At 63.8% G+C, this 26,655-nt stretch carries 24 protein-coding genes and 1 tRNA gene; 11 read left to right on the top strand and 14 right to left on the bottom strand.

The features are described 5' to 3' along the window. Window positions 1–92: 92 nt before the first annotated feature. Window positions 93–323 carry a hypothetical protein gene (locus AB6B38_RS00485; protein WP_371393666.1) on the top strand — a complete coding sequence of 77 codons (231 nt, stop codon included), beginning with the start codon at window positions 93–95 and terminating at the stop codon, window positions 321–323. 254 nt (window positions 324–577) lie between these two features. Here AB6B38_RS00485 and AB6B38_RS00480 read toward each other — a convergent pair whose 3' ends face one another. The 8 genes from AB6B38_RS00480 to AB6B38_RS00445 form a co-directional block, all read right to left on the bottom strand. Continuing rightward, window positions 578–1,363: a hypothetical protein gene (locus AB6B38_RS00480; RefSeq protein WP_371393665.1), complete on the bottom strand. Its 786-nt coding sequence runs from the start codon at window positions 1,361–1,363 to the stop codon at window positions 578–580. A 396-nt stretch (window positions 1,364–1,759) separates the two neighbouring features. Then, window positions 1,760–3,109 (bottom strand): DUF6538 domain-containing protein, encoded by a 1,350-nt coding sequence (locus tag AB6B38_RS00475; RefSeq protein WP_371393664.1) that lies wholly within the window; start codon window positions 3,107–3,109, stop codon window positions 1,760–1,762. Between the two features lie 108 nt (window positions 3,110–3,217). Continuing rightward, window positions 3,218–3,294, bottom strand: a tRNA-Met gene (locus AB6B38_RS00470). A gap of 116 nt (window positions 3,295–3,410) precedes the next feature. Beyond that, on the bottom strand, window positions 3,411–5,450 hold the full coding sequence (locus AB6B38_RS00465; protein ID WP_371393663.1) for a methyl-accepting chemotaxis protein: 2,040 nt from the start codon (window positions 5,448–5,450) through the stop codon (window positions 3,411–3,413). Between the two features lie 86 nt (window positions 5,451–5,536). After that, window positions 5,537–5,944 carry an energy transducer TonB gene (locus AB6B38_RS00460; RefSeq protein WP_371393662.1) on the bottom strand — a complete coding sequence of 136 codons (408 nt, stop codon included), beginning with the start codon at window positions 5,942–5,944 and terminating at the stop codon, window positions 5,537–5,539. Between the two features lie 71 nt (window positions 5,945–6,015). Then, window positions 6,016–6,843 carry a tetratricopeptide repeat protein gene (locus tag AB6B38_RS00455; RefSeq protein WP_371393660.1) on the bottom strand — a complete coding sequence of 276 codons (828 nt, stop codon included), beginning with the start codon at window positions 6,841–6,843 and terminating at the stop codon, window positions 6,016–6,018. A gap of 41 nt (window positions 6,844–6,884) precedes the next feature. Beyond that, entirely contained in the window at window positions 6,885–7,742 is an 858-nt protein-coding gene (locus tag AB6B38_RS00450; protein ID WP_371393658.1) for a hypothetical protein, read from the bottom strand. Between the two features lie 26 nt (window positions 7,743–7,768). Then, a complete protein-coding gene (locus AB6B38_RS00445; RefSeq protein ID WP_371393657.1) occupies window positions 7,769–8,971 on the bottom strand; it encodes an acetyl-CoA C-acyltransferase in 1,203 nt (400 codons plus the stop codon). A gap of 209 nt (window positions 8,972–9,180) precedes the next feature. Between AB6B38_RS00445 and AB6B38_RS00440 the strand changes: the two genes are divergently transcribed. Together AB6B38_RS00440 and AB6B38_RS00435 are read left to right on the top strand one after the other, a co-directional pair. Next, window positions 9,181–10,020 (top strand): class I SAM-dependent methyltransferase, encoded by an 840-nt coding sequence (locus AB6B38_RS00440; RefSeq protein ID WP_371393656.1) that lies wholly within the window; start codon window positions 9,181–9,183, stop codon window positions 10,018–10,020. Next, window positions 10,010–10,852, top strand: coding sequence for a cyclopropane-fatty-acyl-phospholipid synthase family protein (locus tag AB6B38_RS00435; RefSeq protein ID WP_371393655.1), 843 nt, complete (start codon window positions 10,010–10,012; stop codon window positions 10,850–10,852). The genes AB6B38_RS00440 and AB6B38_RS00435 overlap by 11 nt, the downstream gene beginning before the upstream one ends. 169 nt (window positions 10,853–11,021) lie before the next feature. On the opposite strand, the gene AB6B38_RS00430 is transcribed toward AB6B38_RS00435, so the two are convergent. After that, on the bottom strand, window positions 11,022–11,945 hold the full coding sequence (locus AB6B38_RS00430; protein WP_371393653.1) for an SDR family NAD(P)-dependent oxidoreductase: 924 nt from the start codon (window positions 11,943–11,945) through the stop codon (window positions 11,022–11,024). Window positions 11,946–12,092: 147 nt separating this feature from the next. Continuing rightward, window positions 12,093–12,875 carry an enoyl-CoA hydratase/isomerase family protein gene (locus AB6B38_RS00425; protein ID WP_371393652.1) on the bottom strand — a complete coding sequence of 261 codons (783 nt, stop codon included), beginning with the start codon at window positions 12,873–12,875 and terminating at the stop codon, window positions 12,093–12,095. Between the two features lie 192 nt (window positions 12,876–13,067). Here AB6B38_RS00425 and AB6B38_RS00420 point away from each other — a divergent pair, with 192 nt between their 5' ends. Beyond that, a complete protein-coding gene (locus AB6B38_RS00420; protein ID WP_371393651.1) occupies window positions 13,068–13,712 on the top strand; it encodes a MarC family protein in 645 nt (214 codons plus the stop codon). A gap of 8 nt (window positions 13,713–13,720) precedes the next feature. Here AB6B38_RS00420 and AB6B38_RS00415 read toward each other — a convergent pair whose 3' ends face one another. Beyond that, entirely contained in the window at window positions 13,721–16,294 is a 2,574-nt protein-coding gene (locus AB6B38_RS00415; protein ID WP_371393650.1) for a bifunctional aspartate kinase/diaminopimelate decarboxylase, read from the bottom strand. Window positions 16,295–16,464: 170 nt separating this feature from the next. On the opposite strand from AB6B38_RS00415, the gene AB6B38_RS00410 reads away from it, so the two are divergent. From AB6B38_RS00410 to AB6B38_RS00400, 3 genes are all read left to right on the top strand, one after another. Beyond that, window positions 16,465–17,748 carry an ectonucleotide pyrophosphatase/phosphodiesterase gene (locus AB6B38_RS00410; protein ID WP_371393649.1) on the top strand — a complete coding sequence of 428 codons (1,284 nt, stop codon included), beginning with the start codon at window positions 16,465–16,467 and terminating at the stop codon, window positions 17,746–17,748. Window positions 17,749–17,854: 106 nt separating this feature from the next. Beyond that, complete coding sequence (locus AB6B38_RS00405) at window positions 17,855–18,070, top strand: AMP nucleosidase (protein ID WP_371393648.1); 216 nt, start codon at window positions 17,855–17,857, stop codon at window positions 18,068–18,070. Window positions 18,071–18,085: 15 nt separating this feature from the next. Beyond that, on the top strand, window positions 18,086–19,585 hold the full coding sequence (locus AB6B38_RS00400) for an AMP nucleosidase (protein WP_371393647.1): 1,500 nt from the start codon (window positions 18,086–18,088) through the stop codon (window positions 19,583–19,585). Between the two features lie 6 nt (window positions 19,586–19,591). On the opposite strand, the gene AB6B38_RS00395 is transcribed toward AB6B38_RS00400, so the two are convergent. Both AB6B38_RS00395 and AB6B38_RS00390 read right to left on the bottom strand, forming a co-directional pair. Beyond that, window positions 19,592–19,996: a hypothetical protein gene (locus tag AB6B38_RS00395; protein ID WP_371393646.1), complete on the bottom strand. Its 405-nt coding sequence runs from the start codon at window positions 19,994–19,996 to the stop codon at window positions 19,592–19,594. 68 nt (window positions 19,997–20,064) lie between these two features. Beyond that, window positions 20,065–22,128, bottom strand: coding sequence for a putative bifunctional diguanylate cyclase/phosphodiesterase (locus tag AB6B38_RS00390; protein WP_371393644.1), 2,064 nt, complete (start codon window positions 22,126–22,128; stop codon window positions 20,065–20,067). A gap of 126 nt (window positions 22,129–22,254) precedes the next feature. On the opposite strand from AB6B38_RS00390, the gene AB6B38_RS00385 reads away from it, so the two are divergent. The 4 genes from AB6B38_RS00385 (at window position 22,255) to AB6B38_RS00370 (ending at window position 26,113) form a co-directional block, all read left to right on the top strand. Continuing rightward, window positions 22,255–23,025, top strand: a complete 771-nt coding sequence (locus AB6B38_RS00385; RefSeq protein ID WP_371393642.1) for a tyrosine-protein phosphatase — start codon at window positions 22,255–22,257, stop codon at window positions 23,023–23,025. Window positions 23,026–23,033: 8 nt separating this feature from the next. Further along, entirely contained in the window at window positions 23,034–24,356 is a 1,323-nt protein-coding gene (locus AB6B38_RS00380) for an anthranilate synthase component I family protein (protein WP_371393641.1), read from the top strand. After that, a complete protein-coding gene (locus tag AB6B38_RS00375) occupies window positions 24,353–25,168 on the top strand; it encodes an aminotransferase class IV (RefSeq protein WP_371393640.1) in 816 nt (271 codons plus the stop codon). The genes AB6B38_RS00380 and AB6B38_RS00375 overlap by 4 nt, the downstream gene beginning before the upstream one ends. 75 nt (window positions 25,169–25,243) lie before the next feature. After that, a complete protein-coding gene (locus AB6B38_RS00370) occupies window positions 25,244–26,113 on the top strand; it encodes an alpha/beta fold hydrolase (protein ID WP_371393639.1) in 870 nt (289 codons plus the stop codon). 240 nt (window positions 26,114–26,353) lie between these two features. Here AB6B38_RS00370 and AB6B38_RS00365 read toward each other — a convergent pair whose 3' ends face one another. Beyond that, window positions 26,354–26,542 (bottom strand): DUF1289 domain-containing protein, encoded by a 189-nt coding sequence (locus tag AB6B38_RS00365; RefSeq protein WP_371393637.1) that lies wholly within the window; start codon window positions 26,540–26,542, stop codon window positions 26,354–26,356. Between the last annotated feature and the right edge of the window lie 113 nt (window positions 26,543–26,655).

The raw sequence follows: 26,655 nt of genomic DNA, 5'->3' as shown, positions 1-26,655 counted from the left end.
GACCCGACGTTGGGTCAATGATTACAATGGGTTGACTGCAACCTCTGTCCCTCTAGACTCCTCCTCCGCCATCGTTAGCTAAGGGGATGACCATGACACAGACGCATATCGAGACTGCGCATCGACTGGCAGAGGCCGGACAGGGCAACACAGCGGAGGCCGCCGCACTTGTAGCGGCCTTGGAGGCAGAGGCGGGCGCAATCGGCGCGGCGATGGAAATGCTGGAGGGTATCAAGGCAGGGGCAGAGGAGGCGCTAGCTTCCCTCGCTACGCGGCTCTTGCCCGTCGAGGCCGCTTTGATGGCGCTGGAGGATGCGGCCTAGGGGTGTCCGCCCTGAGATGTTCTGAGAGGCTCTCTGGGCGGCACCGGGGGGTATCGCGACCGTCCCTGTCTATCAGAGGGCCTCACAGATTTTTGCGCCATGAACGGACCCCTTCCCGCGTTGCTTCGTGTTGGGGTCGGCTCGCGTCTCTGCCTACCTGCGCTAGCCTACCGGGCCGCGCCGTTGACCTACAGTGTCCGATCCGGACAGTTTTTCGCCTCCAGCCCTTTCCAGCAAGGCGGAGAGGTTGTCTCTCAGAAGCCATATCCGTCTGTCTCCGGTATTGCCCGAGGCTTCCTGCCCGTCAGCTTCCAGTAGGCCTCCTCGGCCGCCGCTATGGCATGGCCCTTCGTCTCCTCGGTTCCGCCTAGTGCGATGAGCTGGTCTCGGAGCTTCGCGGCCTGACGCTCCGCCTTGACCTCTTGCCAGTCCCGAAGCCCGCCGTTCCCTCCGTAGTCTTCATCGTTCCCCGCCATGGCGGCGGCGATGGAGGGGAAGTCCTGATGCATCCAATCGTGAAGTGTGGAGCGCTTGGCACCCGGCAGGTCAGCTTCAATTTCCCGGTAGCTCTTGAAGTTCCCCCGGCGCTTCTCTCCTTTGCGGTGCTGGTTTGCCTGCACATATCGCCGGAAGGCTTCACGCCGTTCTACCTTCGTCAGGTTCTTGTGTGCCGTCCAGTTGACCCGGCTGGCCCACCATCGAGCGGTCACGGCATCGGGGGCCTCTCCCATCGAGATGACGGGGAAACGTTTGCGCTCAATAGTTTTAGGGTCTGTGGCCTGCACGAAGGCCTCATAGCGGTGTAGCCCGTCGATCAGTGTCCATCGCCCGTTGAGCAAAGCCGCCTTTGCAGGCTCCACATGGCCGCCGCTCTTAAATGCCTGGGCTATCACCTTCACCAGTCCCGGCTCCGTCTTGCCCTGCCATCGGCAGGTGATCTCCGGGTCAACGTGAAGCCACTCCAGAGGCAGGTAGAACAGCACGCCCGGCTCCAGCTTGGGTGGCAACGACGGCGGGGTGGAAATATCGTGTTCGTTCATGTCGCTAACTCGCGTTCGTGGGGTTTGGTGATCCCCTCCGTGGTGATGCCTCCAGAACGACAAAAGCCCCCACCGGCTTGCCAGTGAGGGCCTCGCTCTGTCGCGCCCCGTCAGGCGCTTGATACCCCACGAAGGGTAGGTATCCGGCTCGCGTTGAAGCGCGCTGTTGCCGGTGGAGGAGGAGAACTCTCCCCGTTTACGCTACCTTTTGGGTTTTCGCCCTTCGCCGCCCGGTCACAACGAGCCTTTGGGTGGCAACGACGGCGGCGTGGATACCCTCCAGCTTCAACCGGACAAGAGGGCATTCGGCAGCCCCCCTAGAAGGCCCGAGGAGCGCCTTCACGATACGCGCTTGCGGATAGCCCGGCCCGTTCTCGGCGGGCCTCTGCGGGGCTTCTAGGGGGCGCCCTGAATGTTCTGGGTTCGCCGGGCGGTGGTTTCCCTCTCCGCGTTCAATCTCCCGTCCCAGTCCAGCGAGTTGATGATGCCCCTGAGGCTCTCCACGGCTGTCTTGTTCCCGTAGACCCCATAGGTCATGCCAGTGTGCTTGTGGCCGGTAATTCGGGCCGCTGTGGCCTCCTGCACACCTAGCTCATGCAGGCGTGAGGCGAGGGTGTGCCTGAAGCTGTGGAGCACCTTGCTCCGGCCCTCGAAGCCCAGCCCCCGCTTCAGCTCTGAGAACCTGTTGGTGACGCTCTGGGTGCTCCACGGGTCCGCCACCCAAGCCTTGACGTCATCCCGGATTGCATCGGGACAGGGCAATGCGCGCTCCCCTGCGTCCGTCTTTGTGGTCTCCCGGCGAATAACAAGCCAGTCATTCTCCGGGTCATACTCCATCCCGGCGATCTCCTTCGCTCGCGCGCCGGTGTGTAGGGCAATTCGGATCAGGCGTGGCATTCTGTCCCCTGCCTTGCCCGGTAGTGCCTCAGCCGCGTCGAGGAGGAGAATGGTATCTTGCAGCGTCCAGATATTCCGCTTTACGGGTGCTTTGGCGGGTTCGAAGTCGATACCCTTCCAGATGGCCTTATCCAGCCCTATGTGGCCCCACAGGCGCGAGAGGGCGGAGAGGTGGTTGTTCACCGTCTTGCGTGAGAAACCAGAGCCGTCCGCTCCCCCCTCCTCGGCAAGCCATTGCGTGAACATGCGGGCATCCGTCCGGGTAACCTGCGCTGACGGCGGCAGGCGTTCCTGCGCTGTCTTGAAGAACCGGCGATACTCCCGCTTCGTGCCTTCTGTGAGGTCCACTTTGGCCAGCCAACGTTCTCCCGCTAGCGAGATCGGGATGTTGCCCCTCAGCGCCTCCAGCTGGTCACGAAGGCGTGCGCCATCTCTGGTCTCCTCTGTGAAACGCTCTAGCAGCTCCTCCGGGTCCATCCCCGCACCGAAGGGGTCAACGTGTCCCTCACGCCGTCCCCATGCCTGCGCCTTGGTGTGGAGTTCCTCCGAGAGCCGTTCCCCCACCGAGGGTGCCGCTGGGTCCAGCTCTCCTCGGCTAGCCGCCCGGCGCTCCAGCTCAGCCTCAGCTAGGGCGCTCTCTAGTGCGCTAGGGTCACCGACGCGGCGGATCAATTCCCACTCCCGCTCTAGGTCGGCTTTGCGGGTATCCCGTCTCCTACGCGCCTCTTGGACATCACGGGTGCGTAAGCTCTCCTCGATCCACTCTCTGCCCGCCTTCTCGCGCACGTCGAGAGGCACCCTCATGCGGAGATACCAGACCTTGCCCCGCTGCTTCAGATAGTGGTTCATCACACGATACCTCGGCACCCTCACTCCTCGCCCTTGTGGGACAGTTTGTGGGGCAGTCCAAGAGCGAAAAGCGCTAAAGTCTCAGTGATATAAGGCCTTAGGTGAAAGTGGTAGCGGGAGAGAGACTTGAACTCTCGACCTCAGGATTATGAGTCCTGCGCTCTAACCAGCTGAGCTACCCCGCCACTGGGGTTGAGGCACTTTGCGCCCCCGGCGCGCACGAGGCACCGGAGGCGCGGATATACGCAAAGCCGTCAGCAGAGGCAAGCGCCCCCGTTCACCTGACGGCGCTGAGAAGTGATCAGGCCGCGCGCACACCTTCCAGGAAGCGGGCGACCGCGCCGCGCAGCGTGCCGGCTTCCTGTGTCAGGCCGTGCGAGGCTTCGTTCACCTGGGCTGCGCACTGGCCGGTTTCCGACGCCGCAGCGTCCACACCCTGAATGGCCTGGGATACGCGGCGCGTACCGCCAGCGGCTTCCTGCGCCGAGCGCGTGATTTCCTCGGCGGCGGCACGCTGTTCTTCCATGGCGGCCGCGATGGCAGTGGAAATCTCGTTCATCTCGCGGATGACCGTGCCAATGGCGGTAATGGCGCTGACGGCCTTGCCAGTGGCGCTTTGAATGCCATTGACCTGTTCGGAGATGGAGCCGGTTGCCCGCGCGGTCTGCTCGGCCAGCGTCTTCACTTCGGAAGCCACCACCGCAAACCCCTTGCCTGCCTCACCCGCACGCGCTGCCTCGATCGTGGCGTTGAGAGCCAGAAGATTGGTCTTCTCGGCAATCTCGTTAATCAGGCGCACCACGCCGTCGATCCGGCCCGCCGCTTCGCTGAGCGCGGTCACATCCGCGCTGGCACCGGAGACTTCATCAGCGGCGCTGCGCGCAATGGTGGAGGAGCGCGAAATCTGCTGGGCGATCTCGGCAATGGAGGAGGTCATTTCCTCGGCAGCCGCCGCAACCGTATCGACATTCTGGGCAGCGAGAACACCTGCCTCGTTGACCTCGGCGGTCTGACCGGCCGCGCTGCGCGAGCTTTCGGTGAGCGCATTGGCGGCCATTTCCATTTCGCCCGCCGCGCGTGACACCTCTTCCAGGGCGCGGCTGGAGGTTGATTCAAACTCGTGCACCAGCGCCTCGATGGCCTTGGTCCGCTTTTCACGGGCCGCGCGCTCGGCCTCGCTCTCGCTGGCCAGGCGAACCCGTTCAATCTCGTTCTCGCGCAGAACGGCCACCGCGCGGGCCATATCGGCGATTTCGTCCTGGGCGTTATCGTCCAGCGCCTGGCCGGTATCGCCGGACGCCAGGGCGGTGGTGGTACGCGAGATCCGCGTCAGCCGGTTGAGCAGGTTATTGTTGACGTAAATCCAGCCGATAAGTCCGGCAATGGCAACCGCGCCGATCGCCATCACGATCAGCAATATCTGGCCGGACAGAACGGCGGTGAAACCATTGGCGCGCGCAGCCGCTGCCATGGCGTTGGCCTGTGCGACGACCTGTTCGACTTCGGCAGCCAGCATGGCATGCGCGATACGGGCATCTTCCACCGCATCAGTGGCGGTGATTTCCGACTCGATCTCCGAACGGCGCAGCGCAAAAACCCCTTGCGGGCCTTCGCCGCGCGAGACAAGCGCCTCCGCCGAACGCGTCACCTCTGCGCTGGCCGCATCGCCGAGAATGGCGAGATTGACCAGAAGCTCATCCATCGCGAGCTCGAAGCGGCCCTCGACATCAGCGACCTCGCCAGCCGACATGGCGCCATCAAGCTCCGCGTACTGGGTAAGTATCAGATTCAGATCGACCATGATGCGCAGGAAGGTTTCCAGCTCGGCCTGACCGGCCGCGTTTTCCAGACCGGCTTCCAGCGCGGCAACGGCCTGCGCGCGTTCGCTAATGGCCGCGGAAATGGCGTTAAGGCGCGCATTACGCGCTTCAAGGTTTGCCGCTGTGGGCGCATTCGCCGCTTCAATACCGGCGGCCAGATCATCCAGCAGCGCCGTCAGGCTGGCGGTACGTGCCGCAGCCAGCCCGGCCTCGGACAGCGCCGACACCGCAGTGCGCGCACCGTTGTAAAGGGTCTGCAGGCGTGTCTCGGACGCGGTCATGTCAACCGTGTCAGACGAACGTGCAAAGGCGGCCAGCTCGCCTGTTATCGCGCTGCTGGCAGCGTCCAGCGCACCTGCCGCGCTTGCCATGGGGGCCGCCTCGTCAACAACTTCACTCAGGGCGCCGCGCGTGCTCTGCAGGGCGATAACACCGGCCAGGGCCGCCGCAACCCCTACCAGTGCCACTAGGGCAAACGCCCCGATCAATCGCGTCTGCACCGAGTGAAGATTGAGTTGCATCATTAGTCTCCCGTTAGGGTTAACGCCCTGGGCGCGAATAAAGGCGGCCGGGAATCACCCCTGACGCCGCCTTTTCGTCTTAGCCCCTAGCCTGCAAACGCAAAGTTAAAGACCTGTTCCACGCCTTCGGTCACTTCGTCGGCGGGCGCATACTGCCATTGCTCAAGCGCGCGCAGCACGGCGCGGTCAAAAACGCCAGCCGGCGTCGCTTCGACGATTTCCACGTCAGCCACTTCACCGGACTCGGTGACATTGTAGCGAACGGAAACCGCGCCTTCGAGATTGCGGCGCTCGGCGCCACGCGGATATTCGGGGGCCACGACACGAACCGTCTCGCGGTCATTCATCGCCATCGCCGGAGCAACAAACAGACCCGAAGCCAGTACAGCGGCCATGCACACAGATTTCACGATTTTCATGATTTCACCCAACCCGTTAGTGAACCGCTTGCATGCGGTTTTTGATGAACACCCAGCCAGATCTATGTCCGGCATGCAGGGTTCTATCAGGAAGGGGTTTCTGTCTGTTTAACCGCCCCGCCGAAATCGCACCGGATGCATCAGCGCTATTGCAGCTCTTCGGCCGCATGGCGCGCGGCCAGCGCCTCACCATCGGTCCGGGCGCTTTCGGCAGCGGTCTGAAACAGGGCAGACGCCGCTGCGGTGTCACCTTGTGCAGCCCGCATACGGGCAAGGCCAAGCGCCGCGCCATAATGGCCGGGCTCAAAGGCCAGCACCCGCTCATACAGCGTGATCGCGTCGGCCGTGCTGTTTGAACCAGCCAGACAATCTGCGTGGGACGACATGGCGTTGAGGTCCCACGGCGTGTCTTCCAGCCGCGAGGCGCTCTGTGCGCACGCTTCTCCGCCGGCAGCCAGAGCTGTCGGGCGCGCGGCGGAGGAAGGGGCTGTATCACCGGCAGACCTTGCACCATCTGGCGCAGGCTGTGCCTGGCCTGAGGGGGCAGGACCAGCCTGATCTGGCGTCCGGCTGGTGGTGCCAGCGCTGGCCACAGGGCGCAGCGGAGCCGCGCTCAGCTCCACCCCGTCCAGCGCCACCAGCACGCCGCCCTCGCCCAGAAAAGCCTGCGCCTCGCGCCACTCACCCTCAAGGCGGATAGTGCAGCCACCATCCGCGCCCGGCCCGGTCTGCAGGCGGGTTACGGGGCGGCCAGAGGGCGGCAGTATCTCGCGCGCCTCGCAGGCAAAGCCTTCCAGCACGACATCAAGCCTGCCATCGCTGCCCGTCGCTGTCAGCGTGGAAGGCTGGGCGTCGAGCGCCAGCCAGACATCTGCCGAACCTGCCTGAACGTTAGTCAGATAGGCATCAATCAGGCCCGAACGCTCCGGTTCGGGCGATATCTGGGCAAGAAGGGTGAGGACCAGTATCAGCATGGCCGCGAAAATGGCGTGAGTCGCACGCGATGTGCGAGATTTCAGCCGATAGGCGTCACGGCGCAGCCGTCATGCGCGAGAGCGCCGAGCGTGCGCCCGTCTGCGCCGCGCACGCGTTCATAGAGGAAACACCCCTCCCCCGCTTCGGGCATACGGCCCGGCAGATAGAAGGGATCGCCTTCCCCCGGCAGGGCCGGTTCATGGTCCGAAACCGCGCGCCAGCGCACGCCCTGACCGGTATAGGTGCAGTCAAACCGGCCATTGCCGGGATACTCAAAGCGCACGATCTGGCTGTCACCATCCCGGTAGGCAAGGCTCACCCGGCGTTCGCCAGCCCCGCGCACATGAGCGAGCGAGGACACAGCGCTGTCCGCGCGGCACGCCTCGATAGCGGGCAGGAACTCGCCAATCTCATGCGTCCAGAGCGGATAGGGGCCGGTCTCGCGCGCGCAGCCCTCATAGGACCGTCCGTCTATCTCCAGCGCCGCAAAATGACCGTAACGCATATCCCCGATGGCGCAGGGACCTGGCTGCAAAATGAGCGTCACATCACCATCCCGGCTCATACCGCCTTCAAAGCGGCGCACGCCGCCAGCAAGCCAGGGCTCGGCCATGTCAAAAGCGGGACTAAGGAGCCCGGCGGCACCCGCCATATGGATGATGGTACTGATTTCCACCCCGCCGCCAGGGCCTTCATGAAATGTCAGCTCCAGCGAGAAGCCATCCCCTTCGGCGATATAGCCGGAGAGTTCAGGCCGGGACGGTTCGCGCGGGGTGAAGTCTGCGGGCGCAGGCACAGCGGAGAAACCGCTGGCCAGCCCGCCGGACGTGGTGGGGGCGCAGGCCGCAAGGCCAGCCATAAGGCTGGCAAGCCCTGCAATCAGCCAAGCTGTACGCATATGCGCCCCCTCACCACCAGTTCGGCCTAGTATACCTCGAACAGGCCGGCCGCGCCCATACCGCCACCAACACACATGGTGATGACGACGTATTTGACGCCCCGGCGCTTGCCCTCGATCAGGGCATGGCCAACCATACGCGCACCGCTCATCCCATAGGGGTGACCGATGGAGATGGCCCCGCCATTGACGTTCAGCCGGTCATTCGGGATGCCCAGCTTGTCGCGGCAATAGAGCACCTGCACGGCGAAAGCTTCATTGAGCTCCCACAGGCCGATATCGTCCATTTTCAGGCCATTGGCTTTGAGCAGCTTCGGCACGGCATAGACCGGGCCAATGCCCATCTCGTCCGGATCAAGACCCGCCACGGCAATGCCGCGATAGGCGCCGAGCGGGGTCAGGCCCCGGCGCTCGGCTTCTTTCGCTTCCATCAGCACGCTGGCCGATGCGCCATCAGAAAGCTGGGAGGCGTTGCCGGCGGTGATGAACTTGCCTTCCTTAACCTTCTGGCCGTTCGCGTGAACGGTGCGAAGGCCCTGCAGCCCTTCCAGCGTGGTGTCGGCGCGATTGCCCTCGTCCTTTTCCAGCTTGGTATCGACGATGGAGATCTGGCCGGTGGCCTTGTCCATCACGCCCATCTTGGAAGCGAGCGGCACGATCTCGTCATCAAACTTGCCCGCAGCCTGCCCGGCGGCGGTGCGCTGCTGGGACTGGAGCGCATATTCGTCCTGCGCCTCGCGTGAAATCTTGTAGCGCTCGGCCACGATCTCGGCCGTTTCCAGCATGGACATGTAGAGGTCCGGGCGGTGCTCGTTAATCCACGGATCAAACGCGCGGTGCAGGTTCATGTGCTCGTTCTGGACCAGCGAGATGGACTCAAGACCGCCGCCGACCGTGACCGTCATGCCGTCAGAAATGATCTGCTTGGCCGCCATCGAGATCGCCATCAGGCCCGACGCGCACTGACGGTCAACCGTCTGGCCGGACACGCTCGTGGGCAGCCCGCCGCGGATGAGGCACTGGCGCGCCGTGTTCTGGAAGGTGGAGCCCTGCTGCATGGCAGCGCCCATCACCACGTCGTCGATTTCTGCTCCGTCGACGCCGGAGCGCTTCACCGCCTCGGCGATGACATGGCCGCCCAGCTCCTGGGCCTGGGTATTGTTGAATGCGCCGCGATAGGCCCGGCCAATGGGTGTACGCGCAGTCGATACGATGACGGCTTCACGCATGATATGTCTCCTCGAAATCCGGTGCGGTGCCTTGATCGCCCGCATTCGCGCCCAGTCTTAGACCTTCAGCGCCGTGGATCAAAGCTTTCCATGAATGGCGGTTACATTGACGCACCGGATCGCTTATGGTCCGCCCGCTCACACCGTTCCGTCCCCCGCGCGACATGCTTTTCAAAGAGGGGGCAAAGCAATTTCAAGGAGGCCAGTCCATGACCGGCCCTGTGGAAACGCGCGTCCAGACCGGCGCAGAGCCAGAAATCACCAGGCAGAATTACGGCGACGACCCGCTGAAGGTGCGCCAGTCCGACCACTACCAGAAGGAATACGTCAAAAGCTTCGTGGAGAAGTGGGACGAGCTGATCGACTGGGACGCCCGCGCCGAGAGCGAGGGCCAGTTCTTCATCGACATTCTTCGCGCACGCGGCAAGACCGACGTGCTCGATGTCGCCACCGGTACGGGGTTTCACTCCGTCCAGCTGCTCAAAGCCGGATTTCAGGTCACCAGCGCAGACGGGTCAGCGGAGATGCTGGCCAAGGCGTTTGAGAATGCCCGCCAGCGCGGCCTGGTCCTGCATACGGCGCTGGCCGACTGGCGCGCACTCAACCGTGACATTCATGGCCGCTATGACGCCGTGATTTGCCTGGGCAATTCCTTTACCCATCTGCATGACGAGAAGGATCGCCGCCGTGCGCTGGCCGAGTTCTATGCCGCGCTCAAGCATGACGGGATCCTCATCATGGACCAGCGCAATTATGACGCGATCCTGGATGTCGGTTTCGACAGCAAGCACAAATACTACTATTGCGGGGATCAGGTCTCGGCCGCGCCCGAATATGTCGATGATAGCCTGGCGCGCTTCCGCTACGAGTTTCCCGACAACTCGGTCTATCACCTGAACATGTTTCCGCTGCGCAAGAACTATGTGCGCGGGTTGATGACAGAGATCGGCTTCCAGCGCGTGCGCACCTACGGCGATTTCCAGGAAACCTATAACGATCACGATCCCGATTTCTTCATCCATGTGGCGGAGAAAAGCTATGCAAGCTGATCTGCAGCAGGCCGTGAAGACGGCTGAGACCTATTATGACAGCCATGATGCCGACCGTTTCTACGCGCTGATCTGGGGTGGAGAGGATATTCATGTCGGCCTTTATGATGCCGCGGACAGCCCGATCCGGCAGGCGAGCCGCAAGACCGTCGCCCACATGGCATCAAGGCTGGCCGGCCTGAAGCCGGGCGCCAGGGTGCTGGATCTGGGCGCAGGCTATGGCGGGGCGGCGCGCTATCTAGCCCGCGAGCATGGGGCGCATGTCACCTGCCTGAATCTTTCGGATGTGGAGAATGCGCGCAATCGCGAACTGACGGCTGAGCAGGGCCTTTCAGACCGGATCAGCGTCGATCATGGCGCGTTTGAAGACCTTGCCTATCCCGATGCCAGCTTTGACATCGTCTGGTCACAGGACGCCTTCCTGCATTCGGCCGACCGGGAGCGCGTCCTGCAGAACGCCGCACGCGTGCTCAAACCCGGCGGGGAGATCATCTTTACCGATCCGATGCAGGCCGACATTGTCGATGACCCGGCGGCCCTGCAGCCGGTCTATGACCGCATTCACCTCTCCAGCCTCGGCTCCTTTGCCTTCTACCGGCGCACGCTGCATGCGCTCGGCCTTGAAGATGCTCGCTGTGAGGAAATGACAGGCCAGCTGCGCACCCATTATGCGCGTGTACGCGAGGAGCTTGTTGCCCGGCGCGGCGAGCTGAAGGGCGAGGTGTCAGAGGCGTATGTGGAGCGCATGCTGGGTGGCCTCACCAGTTGGGTGACGGCCGCCGATGAGGGCCTGCTGGCCTGGGGCATCATCCACTACCGCAAGCCGGACTAGAAGCCGTTGAAGCCCCGGACGCGCCGCGATCCGGGGCCGAACGCCCGCCTCCCGTTCGTCATCCCCACGCAGGCGGGGATCCAGAGATCATAGGGCGAAAGCCATTGCCAGGCGGCTCTGGGTTCCCGCCTGCGCGGGAACGACGAGGGAGGTATCCGCAGGCTGCCTTCTACCCCAGCTTTACGCCTGCCGCTTCAGCCGCCTTGGCAATGAATTTCATGGTCTGCTGACCGCCCTGCTCATAGGGCTCCTGACCCTTGGGATCGATAATCTGCGCGAAATGCTTCGCGACATTTTCCGGCGTCTGCTCAGCAGGCGGCAGGAAGATGCCGTCCGTCTCATAGATGCGCGTGGCGGCGTATCCACCAGCCCCGGCGCACAGCACCGTGCGGCTCGGCGCGTCCTCGCTGACCAGATAGACCAGCCCCGCCGTGACGCTCTCCACCGTCATCAGCTTGAGCGCCTCTTCCGGGATCAGCCCCTCGGTCATGCGGGTGCGCGCGGTGGGGGAGAGCGCGTTGACGCGGATATTGTTCTTCGCCCCTTCCAGATGTAGCACATTCATAAAGCCAACCAGGCCCATCTTCGCCGCGCCGTAATTGGACTGGCCGAAATTGCCGTAAATGCCCGACGATGAGCTGGTCATCACCACGCGGCCATAATTGGCCTCGCGCATGATCTCCCACACCGCCTTGGTGCAGGTCGCCGCGCCCATGACGTGAACATCCAGAACAGCCCGGAAATCCTCAAGGCTCATCTTGGCGAAGCTCTTGTCGCGCAGGATTCCGGCATTGTTCACGAGGATATCGACCCGGCCCCATTTTTTCATAGTGCTGTCGACCATGTCGGCGACTTCATCGGCCTTGGTGACGTTTGCGCCGTGGGCGATGGCTTCGCCGCCCTTGGCCTCGATCTCGTTGACGACGGCCTGCGCGGCGCTGATCGAGCCGCCCGTGCCATCGACCGCGCCGCCCAGATCATTGACGACGACTTTCGCCCCGCGCGCGGCCAGCGCCAGCGCGTGCGACCGGCCAAGACCCGCACCTGCGCCCGTGATGATCGCCACGCGGCCGTCAAACCGGATATCGCTCATATTCCGTATTCCCCTGATTGTATTTGCAGCCTTGGCCCCGATACGCCGGAGCGGTTTTTTGACGGCGGGTATGCGTCCGCCCTTTTGTCCGCCGAAGCGAAGCGCTTTTCTTGCTGCAATGCAACAGGGAATGGACGCGAGGGACTTCTACCCCTTGCCGAACTTCGGGCTGCGCTTTTCCAGGAAGGCCCGGTAGCCCTCCTGAAAGTCCGCGCTTGTAAACGCCTCCAGGAAGAGCGCGCGCGTCGCGTCGTCATCCTCGCTCTGCCCGGCCTCGATCAGCGCGATGAGCTCTTTGGTCACCTTCGCCGAGTTGGGTGATGTCGCGGCCAGAAGGCTCGCATAGGCCTCCACCTCGCCTGCCAGACGGTCCAGCGGTACCAGACGGTTTATGAGGCCGGCTGCCAGTGCCTCCTGTGCATCCAGCAGCCGCCCGGAGAACAGCATGTCCTTGGCGGTGGGAACACCCACAGCCCGGATGAGGCGCGCGGTATCGTTCAGCGTGTAGACCAGCCCCAGCTTGCCTGGCGTGATGCCAAAGCGCGAGCCCTCTGCCGCAAAGCGCATGTCACAGGCGAGCGCAAGGCCGCACCCCCCGCCCACGCATGCCCCCTCGATCATGGCCAGTGTCGGGCGCGGGAAGGCGGCAAGGCCATCCAGCGCGGCGGCAATACTGCGCGAATAGGCCTCTGCCCGCTCCGGCGTGGCGTACACCTCTTCAAACTCGGAGATATCCGCCCCGGCGGCAAAACTGCCCCCGGACCCGCTGACCACCAGCAGGCGCACCGCGTCATGGGTCAGCGCCCGCTCCAGCAGAACCGGAATAGCGCCCCACATCGCCCCGTTGAGCGCGTTGCGCTTTTCGGGCCGGTTGAGAATGAGATGGGCGGTAGCGCCGCGCACTTCCAGCCGGATCGGATCAGATTGCATCGGTAAAGCCTTGCTGCTGCCGACCAAATAACCGCACCATTGTGACCCGGCAATGTTTCGCCCGCCGCGAACACCGCTTTTTCACATAGCGGCAATGCCGCGATGAGGGTGAGGCTGTCCTTGCATGGACCGGCGTGAGCGCGTAGTGGCAGGCGCGCCAGAACACACGCTAACAGGGACGCCGCCACGGCCATGGAACTTGAATTCTTCAGCCGGTTCATCGCCGCGCTTTTCGCGATGATCAACCCGCTTGCCGCCATGCCGGTCTTTCTGTCCCTGACAGCCGGAAACACACCGCAGGCGCAGCGCAAAATGGCCATTCAGGCGGCGATTGCCACCATGATCGCCTGCTTTGCCATCGCGATTGCGGGCAAGTTTGTGCTGGGCCTGTTCGGCATTGCCATCGACAGCTTCCGCATTGCGGGCGGCATTCTGCTCTTCACCATCGCGCTGACCATGATTTCCGGTTCGCGCCACACCTCCAGCGCAGGCACAGAGCGCGAGCGCGCCACGCAGGAGAATATCGACAATCCGGCGATCTATCCCTTCACCATCCCCATGACGGTTGGCCCCGGCACGATCACCACCCTCATCATCTTCTCCGAGCAGGCTTCCACCAGCCCGGTGAAGATGGGGGTTTTCGCAGCCGTGGTACTGATCGTGGTCGGCCTGCTGCTGGCGGCCCTGCTGGTCGCGCCCTTCCTTGACCGGATGGTCTCGCACAGCGCGCGCACGGTCTCCATCCGGATCATGGGGATCATCCTGGCCGCGCTGGCGGTCGAGTTCGTCATTACCGGCCTTCGCGGCTCCGGCCTGATCGCGCTGAACGGGATGTAGGCGAACGCCTACACCACCGCTTCGCCCGCCGGATCACGCAGATTGTAGCGCGAGCTCATCACCGCGCCATACGCGCCCGCCTCCGCGATCAGGACGACATCGCCTTCGCGCGTTTCCGGCATCAGCCGGTCAGCGCCCAGAAGGTCGGCGCTCTCGCAGATCGGCCCGACTATGGAGGCAAGTCCGGCAGGTGCCTCTCCCAGCCGGGAAAGGTTCACGATCTCGTGGCGAGCGCCATAGAGCGCCGGGCGGATCAGCGAATTCATGCCCGTGCTGATGCCGATGAAGCGGGTGCCAAAGCTCATCTTCACCTGCGTGACACGGGCCAGCAGCACGCCCGCCTCGGCCACCAGATAACGCCCCGGCTCCATCCACAGCTCAACCCCGTCCAGCGCGCGTTTTACCCCCGCCAGCTCGCGGTCCACTTCGGCCAGATCGAGAATGGGCGCCTCAGGACTGTCCGGCACGCCCAGCCCGCCGCCGACATTGATGATCTTCACGCCGCCTATGCCCGCAGCGGCCTCGCCCAGTATGCGGCCGATCTCGCGCCAGTGCCCGGCCTCGGTAATGCCTGAACCGGCATGGGCATGCAGGCCCTTTATGCTCGCGCCAGCGGCTTTCGCCAGCTCGGCGGCGTGACCGATCTGCTCCAGCGGAATGCCGAACTTCGCCTTCGGTCCCGCCGTGCGCACATGCTCGTGATGGCCGCGCGGGCGGTCCGGGTTGACGCGCAATATGATCTCCTTGCCCGCGAACAGGTCCGGCCATTCGCGAAGCGGGTGCAGCCCGTCAATCGTCAGATGCGTGCCGAGCGCCATCGCCGCTTCGTATTCGTCGCGCGGGGCAAAGTTCGGTGTGAAGAGGATACGGACAGCGGGCAGGTCGGGGAGCGTCTCGCGCACGCGCGCCACCTCGCCCATGGACACGCACTCAAACCCGATGCCGGAGGCTTCCACCGAACGCAGCAAGTCAGGATGCGGATTGGCCTTCATGGCGAACCAGGCCGCATCCACGCTGGACAGCCCCGCCACGGCGCGCGAGCGCGCCGCCACCGTCGCCAGATCATACACGTAGAGACCACCACTCTGCGGTGCCTGCGCCAGCAGCTCCTCGCGGCGTGCTTCCCACCACGGGGCGGGCCGCACCGGGCCGGACGCCTTGACTGCGGGCGCATTGATCTCCGCCCAGCTCGGCCCGAACACGCGGTCTTCCGGCATCTGCCCGATCAGGCTTTCATGCAGGTTCTTGGCCAGCGCCGCACCGTCCGCCTCGTCCACCACCACGGTGAAATTGAGATCGTTGGCCGCCTGGCTGACCAGATGCACCGGCTTTTGCTGGAAGGCTTCAAAGGCGGGCGCAAGCTGGTGGAGGATGCGGCGAATGCCATAACCCACCATCGAGACAGCCGCCTTGCCCTCCTCGATGCGTACCCGGCACAAGGGTGCCAGCGCCGCGCGCAACATGTCGAGGCGCGCCGCATCAAGGCCCGGATCAGGGTCCAGCGACACCGTGACATTGGTCTCCGAGGTGGAAACCTGATCGACCGAGATGCCGCACTGCTTGAAGGCGGCGAAAATGTCGGCAAGAAAGCCCGCCTGACGCCACATGCCAGAGCCTTCCATCACCACCAGGCGCACACCCGTTTTGACTGACACGGCCTTCAGGCGCGGGGCGTCATCGCCCGGCTCGCCGGTGATGCGCGTGCCGGGCAAGTCCGGGCGGAAAGTGTCCTTCACCAGCATCGGAATGCCCGCGCGCCGCGCCGGACCGACCGAGCGCGGATGGAGCACCTTGCCGCCCATCGTGGCGATTTCCTGCGCTTCCTCATAGCTGAGCGCGATCAGCATGCGCGCCCCGTCTGTCAGGCGCGGATCGGCACTGAAAAGTCCCGGCACATCGGTCCAGATTTCCACCCGCGCAGCACCGGCGCGCGCTGCGAAATAGGCCGCCGACGTATCTGACCCGCCCCGGCCCAGCAGCACCGTGCCGCCGCCCACGCGCGAGGCGATGAAGCCCTGGGTGAGGATCACATCATGGGCCGCCAGCCGGGCGATCAGCGCCTCATCGCGCTCCTCGCTTACCGCATTATCGAGCCAGCTGCGTGCCTCGTCATGGGTGTTGGTGCCGGTCAGAACCTCGCGCGCATCCAGACCTTCAGCCGCGACGCCCAGCTTTTTCAGCAATGCAAGACCCAGCGCGGAGGCCATGAGTTCGCCCAGCGCCATCGTTTCGGCCCGCACACGCGCGCTCGCTTCGCCCACCAGCGCCATGCCGGCGGTCAGCGCATCAAGACGGGTAAACCACGGCGCCAGTATCGCCGCGCCATCCAGCCCGGCCTCCTGCGCAAAATCGAGATGGCGCTGGCGGATGGCTGCCGCAGCCGCTTCGCCCTCGCCCGCCAGTGCAAGGCCGGGGAGCGCTTCGAGCAGGTTGGAAATGCCCGAGAGGGCCGAATGCACGATCAGCACGCGCTCACCATCGGCCAGACGTTTTCGGGCCAGGCGCGCAATGATTTCCCAGTTTTTCGGGCGTGCAACGGAGGTGCCGCCAAACTTCATCACAATGAGGGAACGCGCCATCATGGCATCTGCCTTGTCAATCAGGTCCGCAAAACGGGACGGAAGACCCTTCCTTTAGCGGTTATGCTGCGCCGCGCAACGGGTCTGCCGGTTTGCACTTCACCCACCGTCATGCCAGTGACACGCCACCGCGCTATCGCACCTGAGAGAATTGCTGCCTGTCAGAGGGAAACATGATGACGCCGTTCCGCAGCCTGCTCACCCTTACTGCCTTGCTTGGCCTTGCCGCGTGCGCCAGTACGGACACCGCCCGGCAGGCCCAGCACGCACCGGTAGACGAGCCAATCGTGCTGATGATCGGCGTGGACGGGCTGAGCGCCGGGGCGCTTGATCTGTTCGAGGCACCCCACATGCAGGCGCTGGCGGCGCGGGGCATCCGCCCTGAAGCCATGGTGCCGGTCATGCCCAGCGTGACGTTCACAAACTTCTATTCGCTGGCGACCGGGCTCTATCCGGAAGATCACGGCATGATCAACAACCACCCGTTCGACCGGGAGCTCAATGAGGGCTTCGTCAATCCGATGAGCGCGCAGGACAGCCGCTGGTGGAGTGGTGAGCCGATCTGGATCACTGCCGAGCGGCAGGGCCTGCCCACCTCCATCATGTTCTGGCTGGGTTCGGAAGTTGAGTTTGACGGCGACCGCCCCACCCGCTGGACCCCTTACGAGCACAACAAGCCCTATCAGGAGCGCGTCGACGAGGTGCTGGCCTGGTTTGACGGGCCAGAAAGCGAGCGCCCGCGCTTTGCGGCATTGTATTTCGACCTCGTTGACTCAATCGCCCACCGTGCCGGCGCGGACACGCCAGAGGTTGGTGCGGCCATCGCCACGGTAGATGGCTATGTCGGCCAGCTCGTCGCCGGGCTGGAGGCACGCGGCCTCATGGATCGCACGCATATCCTGATCGTTTCCGATCACGGCATGGCGACGAACCCGGAGGAAAATGTCATCTATTTCGATGACTTCATGGACCTCTCAACCGTCTATGTCCCCGAAGTGGAAGGACGCAGCGGCAATGGTTTCCGCCCGTTCGTGAACGTGTATGGCGAGCCCGACGCCATCGAGGCGGCCTATCAGTCCCTGCAAGGCGCGCATCCACATATGCGCGCGTGGAAGCGCGGCGAAATGCCCGACCATTTCCGCTTCGACCACCCCACCCGCGGTCCGGACCTCTTCATACTGGCCGATCCGGGCTGGATACTGAGCGCGCGCTCCCTGCCGCTGGGCAGTCCGTGGCGTTCGGTTGGCGTACACGGCTATGACGTGGCAGACCCTGTCATGCATGCAGGCTTTATCGCGGCAGGGCCGATGTTCCCCGAAGGCACCCGCCCCGCAGCGTTCGAGAGCGTGAATATCTATCTGCTGATCGCCTGCATTCTGGGGCTGGAACCTGCCGAGACCGCAGGTAACCCGGCGGTGATCTCTGCGCTGACCGGCGGCCGCTGCGAGGTAGGGTAAATCTCCCTCGTCTGGTCTGCAAACCACCTCCCCGCTTGGCCTTCGCGATGTGACGGGCTATCGAGGGGAGGATGAGTCTGTTTGCCACTGGGAAGGATGCTTACGCATGTCCAACGCGCCACACCGCATTACCTTTATCGCCAAGACCTTCTCCGCTGCGGCGCTGGAGTTTCATCGCGGGCGCATGTCCGAGCGCGGCTACCGCATGGAAGGGCGCATCGAACCGACCGTGTTCCAGCGCATCAATGATGACGGCTCCACCAGCGACGAGTTCGGTGGCGAACCGGTCTTCACGGTGACATTCACCAAGCGCGAAGAATAGGAAGGCATAGGCGCCGTGCTGCCCGCCAGCCCTGTCCGGCCCGAGGCCGTTGCTGATACGTTTGAACCCGCCACCAGCGCCGGACAGGCCGTTGATCGCTTAAGCGCGCTATACACCCGCTCGGTGAAGGCTTTGCGCGCGGCGCTCAAAACCTATCTGGATGGCGGGCTGCCGCCGGGCGGAGCGGACCGGGCATCGGGCCTTTTTGCCTATCCTGAACTGCGCATCACCTACCAGCCCGACGGGCCGGTACCGCCCCTGAGCCGGGCCTTCGGCAAGTTTTCCGAAAGCGGGGTCTATACCCAGACGATCACGCATCCTGAGCTCTTCCGCGACTATCTGATGACGCAGATCAGCCTGCTTCAGGAAGAGTATGACGTGCTGGTGGAGACCGGGATTTCCACGCAGGAAATTCCCTTCTCCTACGTGCTGGATGGCGCCGAAGACCTCGATATGGACGGCGCTGCACCGGCCGAGCTGGTGCGCCATTTCCCCTATGCCGACCTGTCGCGCATAGACGACGCCCTGCCCAATGGCGAGCGCCCCTCCATTCCCGGCGTGCCACGCCCGCTCTCCCTTTTTGACGGCGCACGCACCGATTACTCGCTCCAGCGCATCAAGCACTATACCGGCACGCCGTTCGAGGATGTGCAGGACTTCATCCTGTTCACCAACTATCACCGCTATGTGGATGCGTTCGTGGCGTGGGCGGCAGAACAGCTCAAGGCCGACAACGAGTATGAGTCGCTATCGGCTGCCGGTTTCGTGCATGTCGATGCCAGCACCAAGGATCCGCTTGGTGTCGTGGAAAGTGCACCCTGGCGGCGCTTCCAGATGCCGGCCTATCATTTGAAGGCACCGGGACGGCGCGGCATTACGCTGGTGAATATCGGCGTCGGCCCGTCCAACGCCAAGAATATCACCGACCATCTGGCCGTGCTGCGCCCCGAATGCTGGCTGATGATCGGCCATTGCGGCGGGCTGCGCCATTCCCAGCGCTTGGGCGATTATGTGCTGGCCCACGCTTATCTGCGCTACGACGCGGTCCTTGATCGCGACCTGCCGGTGGAAATCCCGATCCCGGCCATCGCGGAGATCCAGATCGCGCTGCAGGATGCGGTGAAACGCGTCAGCGGTGACAAGGGCGAGGCGCTCAAACGCCGCCTGCGCACCGGCACCGTTGTCACCCATGCAGACCGGAACTGGGAGCTGCGCTACCTGCAGGAGGCGCGGCGCATCAACCAGTCACGCTCCATTGCGGTCGACATGGAAAGCGCGACAATTGCCGCCAATGGTTTTCGGCTGCGCGTACCCTACGGGACGCTTTTATGCGTCTCTGACAAGCCGCTCCATGGCGAGCTGAAACTGCCGGGCGCGGCCAACCGCTTCTACAACAAGTCGGTATCAGAGCACTTGCTGGCGGGTATCGAAACGGTCCACATCCTCAAAGAAGCGGGCTCCGAAGCCCTGCACTCGCGCAAGCTCAGAAGCTTTGACGAGCCGCCCTTCCGGTAACAGACGCTAATCGGCTTTCGGCTTCCAGAAGAACAGGAAGACGGCGCCACCAACAAGCAGCACGAAGTTCGCCCCATTGAGCGTCAGTAAATACACTCGCGCCCACACGCCGCTGACCGATTCCAGAACGATATAGGTGGTCGAGCCCGCCTCGCCGCTGCTGGCAAGCGCGCCCAGTTCGCTGTAGAGACCCACAAGATACTGGCCGGTATGGGCGGCGGACTGCACCATCACGAACCAGCCGAGAGCATAGAGCAGGAAGACGGCAGTTTTCATCTGCCAGCCGGAGCGGTGGACAAAGAAATACACCGCAACGATCAGCGCAAAAGTAAGCCCGATCATCTGGGTAATGGTGACGTCAAGCATCTGACGTGCGGCCAGCACCTGAGATAACAGCTCTGCTTCGCTCACGGGCCTGCCCCCCCTTGCCCGACGACCCTACGCCGGTGGTGATAGCAGGTAAAGCAAAAGGGGCCCCGTCAGGCTCGCCGCGCGGACGCGACCGGCGTGACCACACGCTCGCCGCTAATGCGGATGCGCGTTCCCAGCTGTGCGACAATGTCCATGGGTGCAGGCCGCCCCAGCAGGAAGCCCTGCCCTTCATCGCAGCTTTCCAGATGCAGAAGGTCGAGCTGTTCCTGCGTCTCGATGCCTTCGGCCAGCACCGGAATGGACAGGCTCTTGGCCAGCGCCAGCACGGCGCGCACAACGGCCAGCGAACGCTGATCGGTCTTCAGCTCGTCAGTGAAGGATTTGTCCAGCTTGATCTTGTCGAACGGGAAGGTCCGCAGCGTGTCGAGCGAGGAGTAGCCCGTACCAAAATCATCAAGCGCAATCGACACGCCCAGCGCCTTGATCTGGCGCATGATGTGCAGTGACTGGGCCTTGTCCTTGATGAGCGCGGTCTCGGTCAGCTCGATCTCCAGGCGCGCAGGCGACAGGCCGGTCTCGATCAGCACCTGATGGATCTGCTGGGGCAGGCCGATATGGGTCAGCTGTATGGCTGACAGGTTCACGGCGACCTTGTGCGGGTGCGGCCAGGAGGCAGCATCGAGGCAAGCCTTGCGCAGCACCCAGTCACCCAGCGGCAGGATCAGCCCGTTGGCTTCGGCCAGAGGAATGAAGTCAGCCGGAGAGATCGCCCCCTTCACCGGGTGCGTCCAGCGCAGCAGCGCTTCGTAGCCACGCACCTCGCCCGTGCCGATTGCCGTCTGCACCTGGTAGTGCAGGGCCAGCTCGTTATTCTCTATGGCAAGGCGCAAATCATTGGCAAGCTGGCGGCGTTCACGCACAACTTCGCCCAGCTCCGAATTGTAGAAGCAGACATTGACCAGCGGGTCGGACTTTGCCCGGTACATGGCAAGGTCCGCATTTCTCACCAGCGTCTCGCGGTCATCACCGTCGCGCGGATATACAGCCACACCAATACTTCCGCCCGTGACCGTTTCCAGCGCGCCATAATTGATGGGCTCTGCAAGCAGTGCTTCGAGTTGCTGGACGAGCTTTTGCAGCTCGTTTTCATCTGCGGTTTTCAGGATAATGCAGAACTCGTCTCCGCCCAGGCGGGCAGCGAAATGGCGCGCGCCATCAAACTTACGCAGGCGCTCGGCCAGTTCACACAGCACATGATCGCCGGCCTCATGGCCCCAGCCATCATTGATTTCCTTGAACCGGTTCAGATCAATCGCGGCAACGGCCGTGCTGCCCGAATACTGACCCGCCAGGCGCGCATCCAGACGCGCGGAAAAACTGACCCTGTTGGGCAGGCCGGTCAGCGGGTCGTGCAGGGCCATATGGCGCAATTGCGCATCAGACGTCTCGCGCATGCGCTTCTCGATATAGAAGGTGGCAAGTCCGGTGCCCAGGATCAGCACACCGGCAATGGCCACCGCAACGGCCATGACCGTAAAGGCTTCCGAGCTGGCGCCGGGCTGATAGCCGTTGATCGGTTCCACCATGAAGGCGGCCATGCCGGTGAAGTGCAAGAGCACGATGCCGGCCACCAGCGTCAGGGAGGGCACCATGCAGCGCCAGCCGCCCTGCCAGCGCACCGTCAACTGTAGGGCCGCCGCGCCAAAAACGACCGCAAACGCTATCGCCGCAGCAATATGGCCCGCATCCCAGGTGACGATGCCGTCAACCCGGTAGGCAAACATGCCGGTGAAGTGCATGGCACTGACCGTGAGACCCAGCAGCGCGCCGCCGAATACCGGCGCAAGTTTCAGCCTGCGCGAGGCGGCCAGCAGGAAGGCGAGGCCCGAACCGCCAATCGCAATCAATCCCGACGCAATGGTCAGCCACGCATCAAGGGTGACAGCCGTTCCGGGCTGGTAGCCCAGCATGGCGATAAAATGGGTTGTCCAGATGGCAGACCCGGCGCAGATGGCCGCGAGAAACGCCCAGCCAAGGCGCGCCATTCCGTCTGCACGCACGACCTGCCGGTACAGGCGTATCGTCACGGTCGCTCCGACCACACACATGATGGCCGCCAGCAGCACAAACCACAGATTATGCTCTGTGAAGAGACACGTGAAAACGCGCATCAGATAACCCCACCTAGCGGCGCCTTTTATATGTTTGGCCACTTTGATAGAGCCGATAGGTTAAATTTCCCTGTTCAGGCGTGCGCAAGCCTTGCTGGCCGCGTCCGGGCGGGCTAGGTGAAAGCCATGAGCGATCGTGTCCTGCGCCTTGAAGGCGTCCATAATTTCCGCAAGTTCGGTGCATATGACCTTGCAACGGGCGGCAAGGTGCGTGACGGGCTTTACAGGTCCGGCCAGTTTTCGCGGGCGACACCAGCCGATATCGAAACCATGGACGGCTTGTCGGTACGCGTCGTGGCTGATCTGCGCCGTCCGCGCGAGCGCGAGGCCGAACCCTCCCACTGGCCGCAGCGCGAAGGCGTTGTCGTGCTGGCCAGCGATCATGCAGGCGCCGACGAGCCGCCCCACCTGGTATTCCTGCGCGAAAGCGATATGTCGCTTCGTTCCATTCGCGCCTTTATGACACAGACCTATCGCCGCCTGCCATTTGATCCGGGCAATCAGTGGGTTTTTGCCAATGGCCTGCGCCAGCTGGCCGACAGCAAGCCCGAAGACGGCTTTATCGTGCATTGCGCTGCCGGCAAGGACCGTACCGGCCTGTTCTGCGCCCTGCTCCTCACCGCGTTGGGGGTGGACGAGGAAGAGGTGCGCGAAGACTATCTGATGACCAACACGGCGGTGGATTTTGACCGCCTGGTCCCTCTTGTCAGCAACCGGCTTGAGGAGACATTGGGCAAGACGGCCGGGCACGAGGAATTGCGCGCCTTCCTGGGTGTGGACCCGGTTTACTACGACGCGGCGATGGAAGCGATTGGCGACCAGCGCGCCTATCTGCGCGACGCGCTCGGCCTGGACGATGCTGTCATAGAGCGCCTGCGCGAGAACCTGACCGGGTAGTACATATCATGGCTGAGCCTGCCGCCTCATCAGGGCCATACCTGCCGCTCGCCTGGCGTGCGCCAGCAGACTATCTGGCAGCGATCGCTGATCTGCCTGGCACCCTGCTGCTATCAGGCGGGGATGGCACGGCGCGGGGACGCTACAGCTATCTGGCCGCCTTTCCGCAAACCACCATCACCCAGGCTGACGACGGCGATCCGCTGGCACCCTTGCGCGAGGCAAGGAAGCGCTATCCGAACGCCTGGATCGGCGGCCTGTTCAGCTATGATTTTGCGCGCCGGTTCGAGGCGCTGCCATCGCCGCCCTTCCCTGTGGCGCGCTGGCCGGAAATGGCGCTGGGCGTATACCCGGCCATGGCGATCTTCGATCACCAGACACAAAGCGTCGAGATCAGCGGCGAGGCATACGCCGCCACCCGCCTGCATGCGGCGCTCAGCTCAGGATCGGCTGTGTCACAAGACGCGCAACTTCGCACGCCTCTCGCCCCGGTCTGGGACGAGACGCGCTATTTGCAGGCTGCCCGCCAGGCGCGCGATTATGTGCGCGCGGGCGATGTGTTCCAGGTCAATCTGTCTCACCGCTTTGCGGCGCAGATGACGGGCAGGCACGCGCCGCTTGCTGCCTTCAGGGCGCTGGCCGCCACCAGCCCGGCCCCGTTTGCGGTCTATATGCGCGTCGATCAGGCACAGACCATCGTGTCCAACTCGCCAGAACGTTTCTGGTCGCTGGGCACTGACGGCCGGGTGGAAACCCGGCCCATCAAGGGTACACGTCCGCGCGGCAGCGATCCGGCAAGTGACGCGGCACTGGCCGCAGAGCTGGCCGCATCAGCCAAGGACCGGGCCGAAAACCTGATGATTGTCGACCTGATGCGCAATGATCTCTCGCGCGTCTGCACGCCCGGCAGCGTGACCGTGCCTGAGCTGTTCTCGGTGGAGAGCTTTGCCAATGTGCACCATCTGGTCTCCGCCGTGACCGGCCAGCTGGCATCTGGCAGGGACGTTTTCGATCTGCTGGCCGCCAGCTTCCCGCCCGGCTCTATCACCGGCGCGCCCAAGGTACGCGCCATGGAGATCATCGCAGAGCTGGAGGGAGAGGCACGCGGCCCCTATTGCGGCTCTACAGGGCTCATCGCGCCTGACGGCAGCGCGCAGTTCAATGTGATGATCCGCACGGCGGGCTTTCAGGCCGATGGCGATGACTGGCAGGTGGAGGCCCGTTCAGGCGGAGCCATCACCATTGACAGCCAGCCGGAGGATGAACTGGCCGAGACACATGCCAAGATCGCCATGCTGAAACAGGCTCTGGAAATGGCGGGGCAGGCATGATCTGGCTGAACGGCACCCTTCTTGAGCCCGGCGACGCGCATATCAGTGTGGACGAGCGGGGCTTTCTGCTGGGCGATGGCGTCTTTGAGACCATGCGCTTTGAGGCAGGCACGATACGCCGCTGGGAGCGTCATCTCGCCCGGCTGAAAGAGGGCGTCACGACGCTGGGGCTAAGCCTCGACACCACGCTCGACGTACCCGCCATCGCCGCAGAGCTGACACGCCGCAACGCGCTTGAGAGCGCCCTTATCCGCCTGACGGTAACACGCGGGCCGGGCGGGCGCGGTCTTGATGCGTCTGCGTGCGAGCCGACAATCCTCGTCACCGCCAGCCCCCTGGTGGTGCCGGAGGAAGGGCCGCGCCTTGTTACCCTGAATGCGCCGCGCCGGGCGCCGCTGACCCTGGCCGCCCATTTCAAGATGATCGGCTATGGCGACAATATCCTCGCCCGGCGCCTTGCCCGCGAACGGGGCGGCGACATGGCCGTGATGCTGTCTCCTGAAGGGCGCGTCGCGTGCGCAGATAGCGCCAATCTGTTCTGGGTGACGGGCCGGACGGTCTATACGCCTTCGCTTGATACCGGCGCGCTTAACGGGACCACGCGCGCAGCGATTCTCGATGGCTTTGCCGCGCGCGGCCTGCATGTGGAGCAGGATCATTTCCGGCTGGAATCGCTGGCCTCTGCCGAGGCCATCATCGTGACCAATGCCGTGCTGGGCGCACGCCCGGCCATCTCACTCGACGCAAATCCGCTCAAAACGGACAACGAACTGGTCAGGCTGGTCTGCGATATCGAGCGCGGCGCGCACTAGGAGTGCGCCAACGCCTTGATCGAAAGGCGAACAGGCGCATCTTCGCAGGTGCAACACCGCAGGAGGCACGCCGGTTTGTCTGATCTGAGACCTGAAACACGCCGCTTCACCTTGCCTGATGGCGAGATAAACGCCCTCGTCTGGCCAAAGCCCGGCGCCACACGCATCATCTTCCTGCACGGCAATGGCTTCAATGCTCGCTCCGGCGCAAAGCTGCTGGAGTATCTGGCGGATCGCTACGAGATCATCGCGCCGGATTTGCGTGGCCATGGCGCCACCACCCTGCCCGCTGACCCGGCCCGCCACCGCGACTGGCATGTCTATGCGCGTGACATCATCGCCATGCTGGACCAACTCGATGACCGCGCCTTCGTGCTGGCCGGCCACTCCATGGGCGGGGTGGCAGCCCTGCTGACTGCGGAGAAGCTGGAGCAAAAGCCGCTGGGGCTTGCCCTCATCGATCCGGTAATCCTGCCCGGCAGCTTTTACGCCATCAATCACACGCCTCTCTGGCATGTGATGTGGCGGCGCTTTCCCCTGGTGCAGGGCGCGCTGAGACGCGGCAATTTCTGGCCGGATGTAGACGCGGTGAAGACGCGCTATGCGGGCCGTCCGCCATTTTCCTATTGGGCGGCGGGCGTGCTGGACGACTATCTGGCGGGCGGGCTGAAATCCGTTGAAGGCGGCTTTGCGCTCGCCTGCGCCCCGGCGTGGGAAGCGGCCAATTACGCCTCCCACCGCCACGATCCTGTCCGCGCCGCCCGCAGGGCCGGTGCTCCTATCGCGGTGCTCAAGGCTGAGAAGGCGTCCACCGTGCGCGATGTGGCGGGGCTGACGCGTGCCGGTGCGGTCATCACGCCCCTGCCCGGCCACTCCCACCTCGCCCCGATGGAAAATCCGGCAGCGTGTGCGGACTGGATTGCCGGGGTGGTGGAGGGGTTTTGAATTTCTCCCCCACCCTCGTCATTCCCGCGCAGGCGGGAATCCAGAGATCAAGGGGCGAAAGCATAGCAAGTCGCTATGGGTCCCGGCTCGGGGACCGGGACCCCGGAGCTTGCCTGTCCCCGTGAAAACGGGGAACCCGGGATCCAGTTCCATTGCCGAGGCTTAGCCAAGCAGCTCTGGGTTCCCGCCTGCGCGGGAACGACGAAGAGGGGGGCGCCGAAACGCCGAGCTAACCCTCTTCTACCGCACCTTCGCTTCATAGGCGCTACGGCGTTCATCCAGCACAGGTTTCACCGCCTCACGCTCGGCATCGCTCATCTTCGTCCAGCGGCCAAGCTCTTCCATGGTGCGAAAGCAGCCGACGCAAAGGCCCTCGCTCGGATCGACGAAACAGACCTTGATGCAGGGTGACCAGATGGGGGTGTTCATGGCCCTCACATAAAGCCTGCTCCCCCTTGCCTGCAAGCGCTTCCCCTTTGCCTGCACCCTGCCTATTGTGCGTTAACGTCTGGCGGGCTAGCACCCGCGCTCTCAAGCCAACA

The sequence above is a fragment of the Glycocaulis abyssi genome (assembly GCF_041429775.1).
GTDB lineage: Bacteria > Pseudomonadota > Alphaproteobacteria > Caulobacterales > Maricaulaceae > Glycocaulis > Glycocaulis abyssi.
The sequence above is the reverse complement of the archived record's forward strand: the minus strand, read 5'-3'. Positions and strand labels throughout refer to the sequence as shown.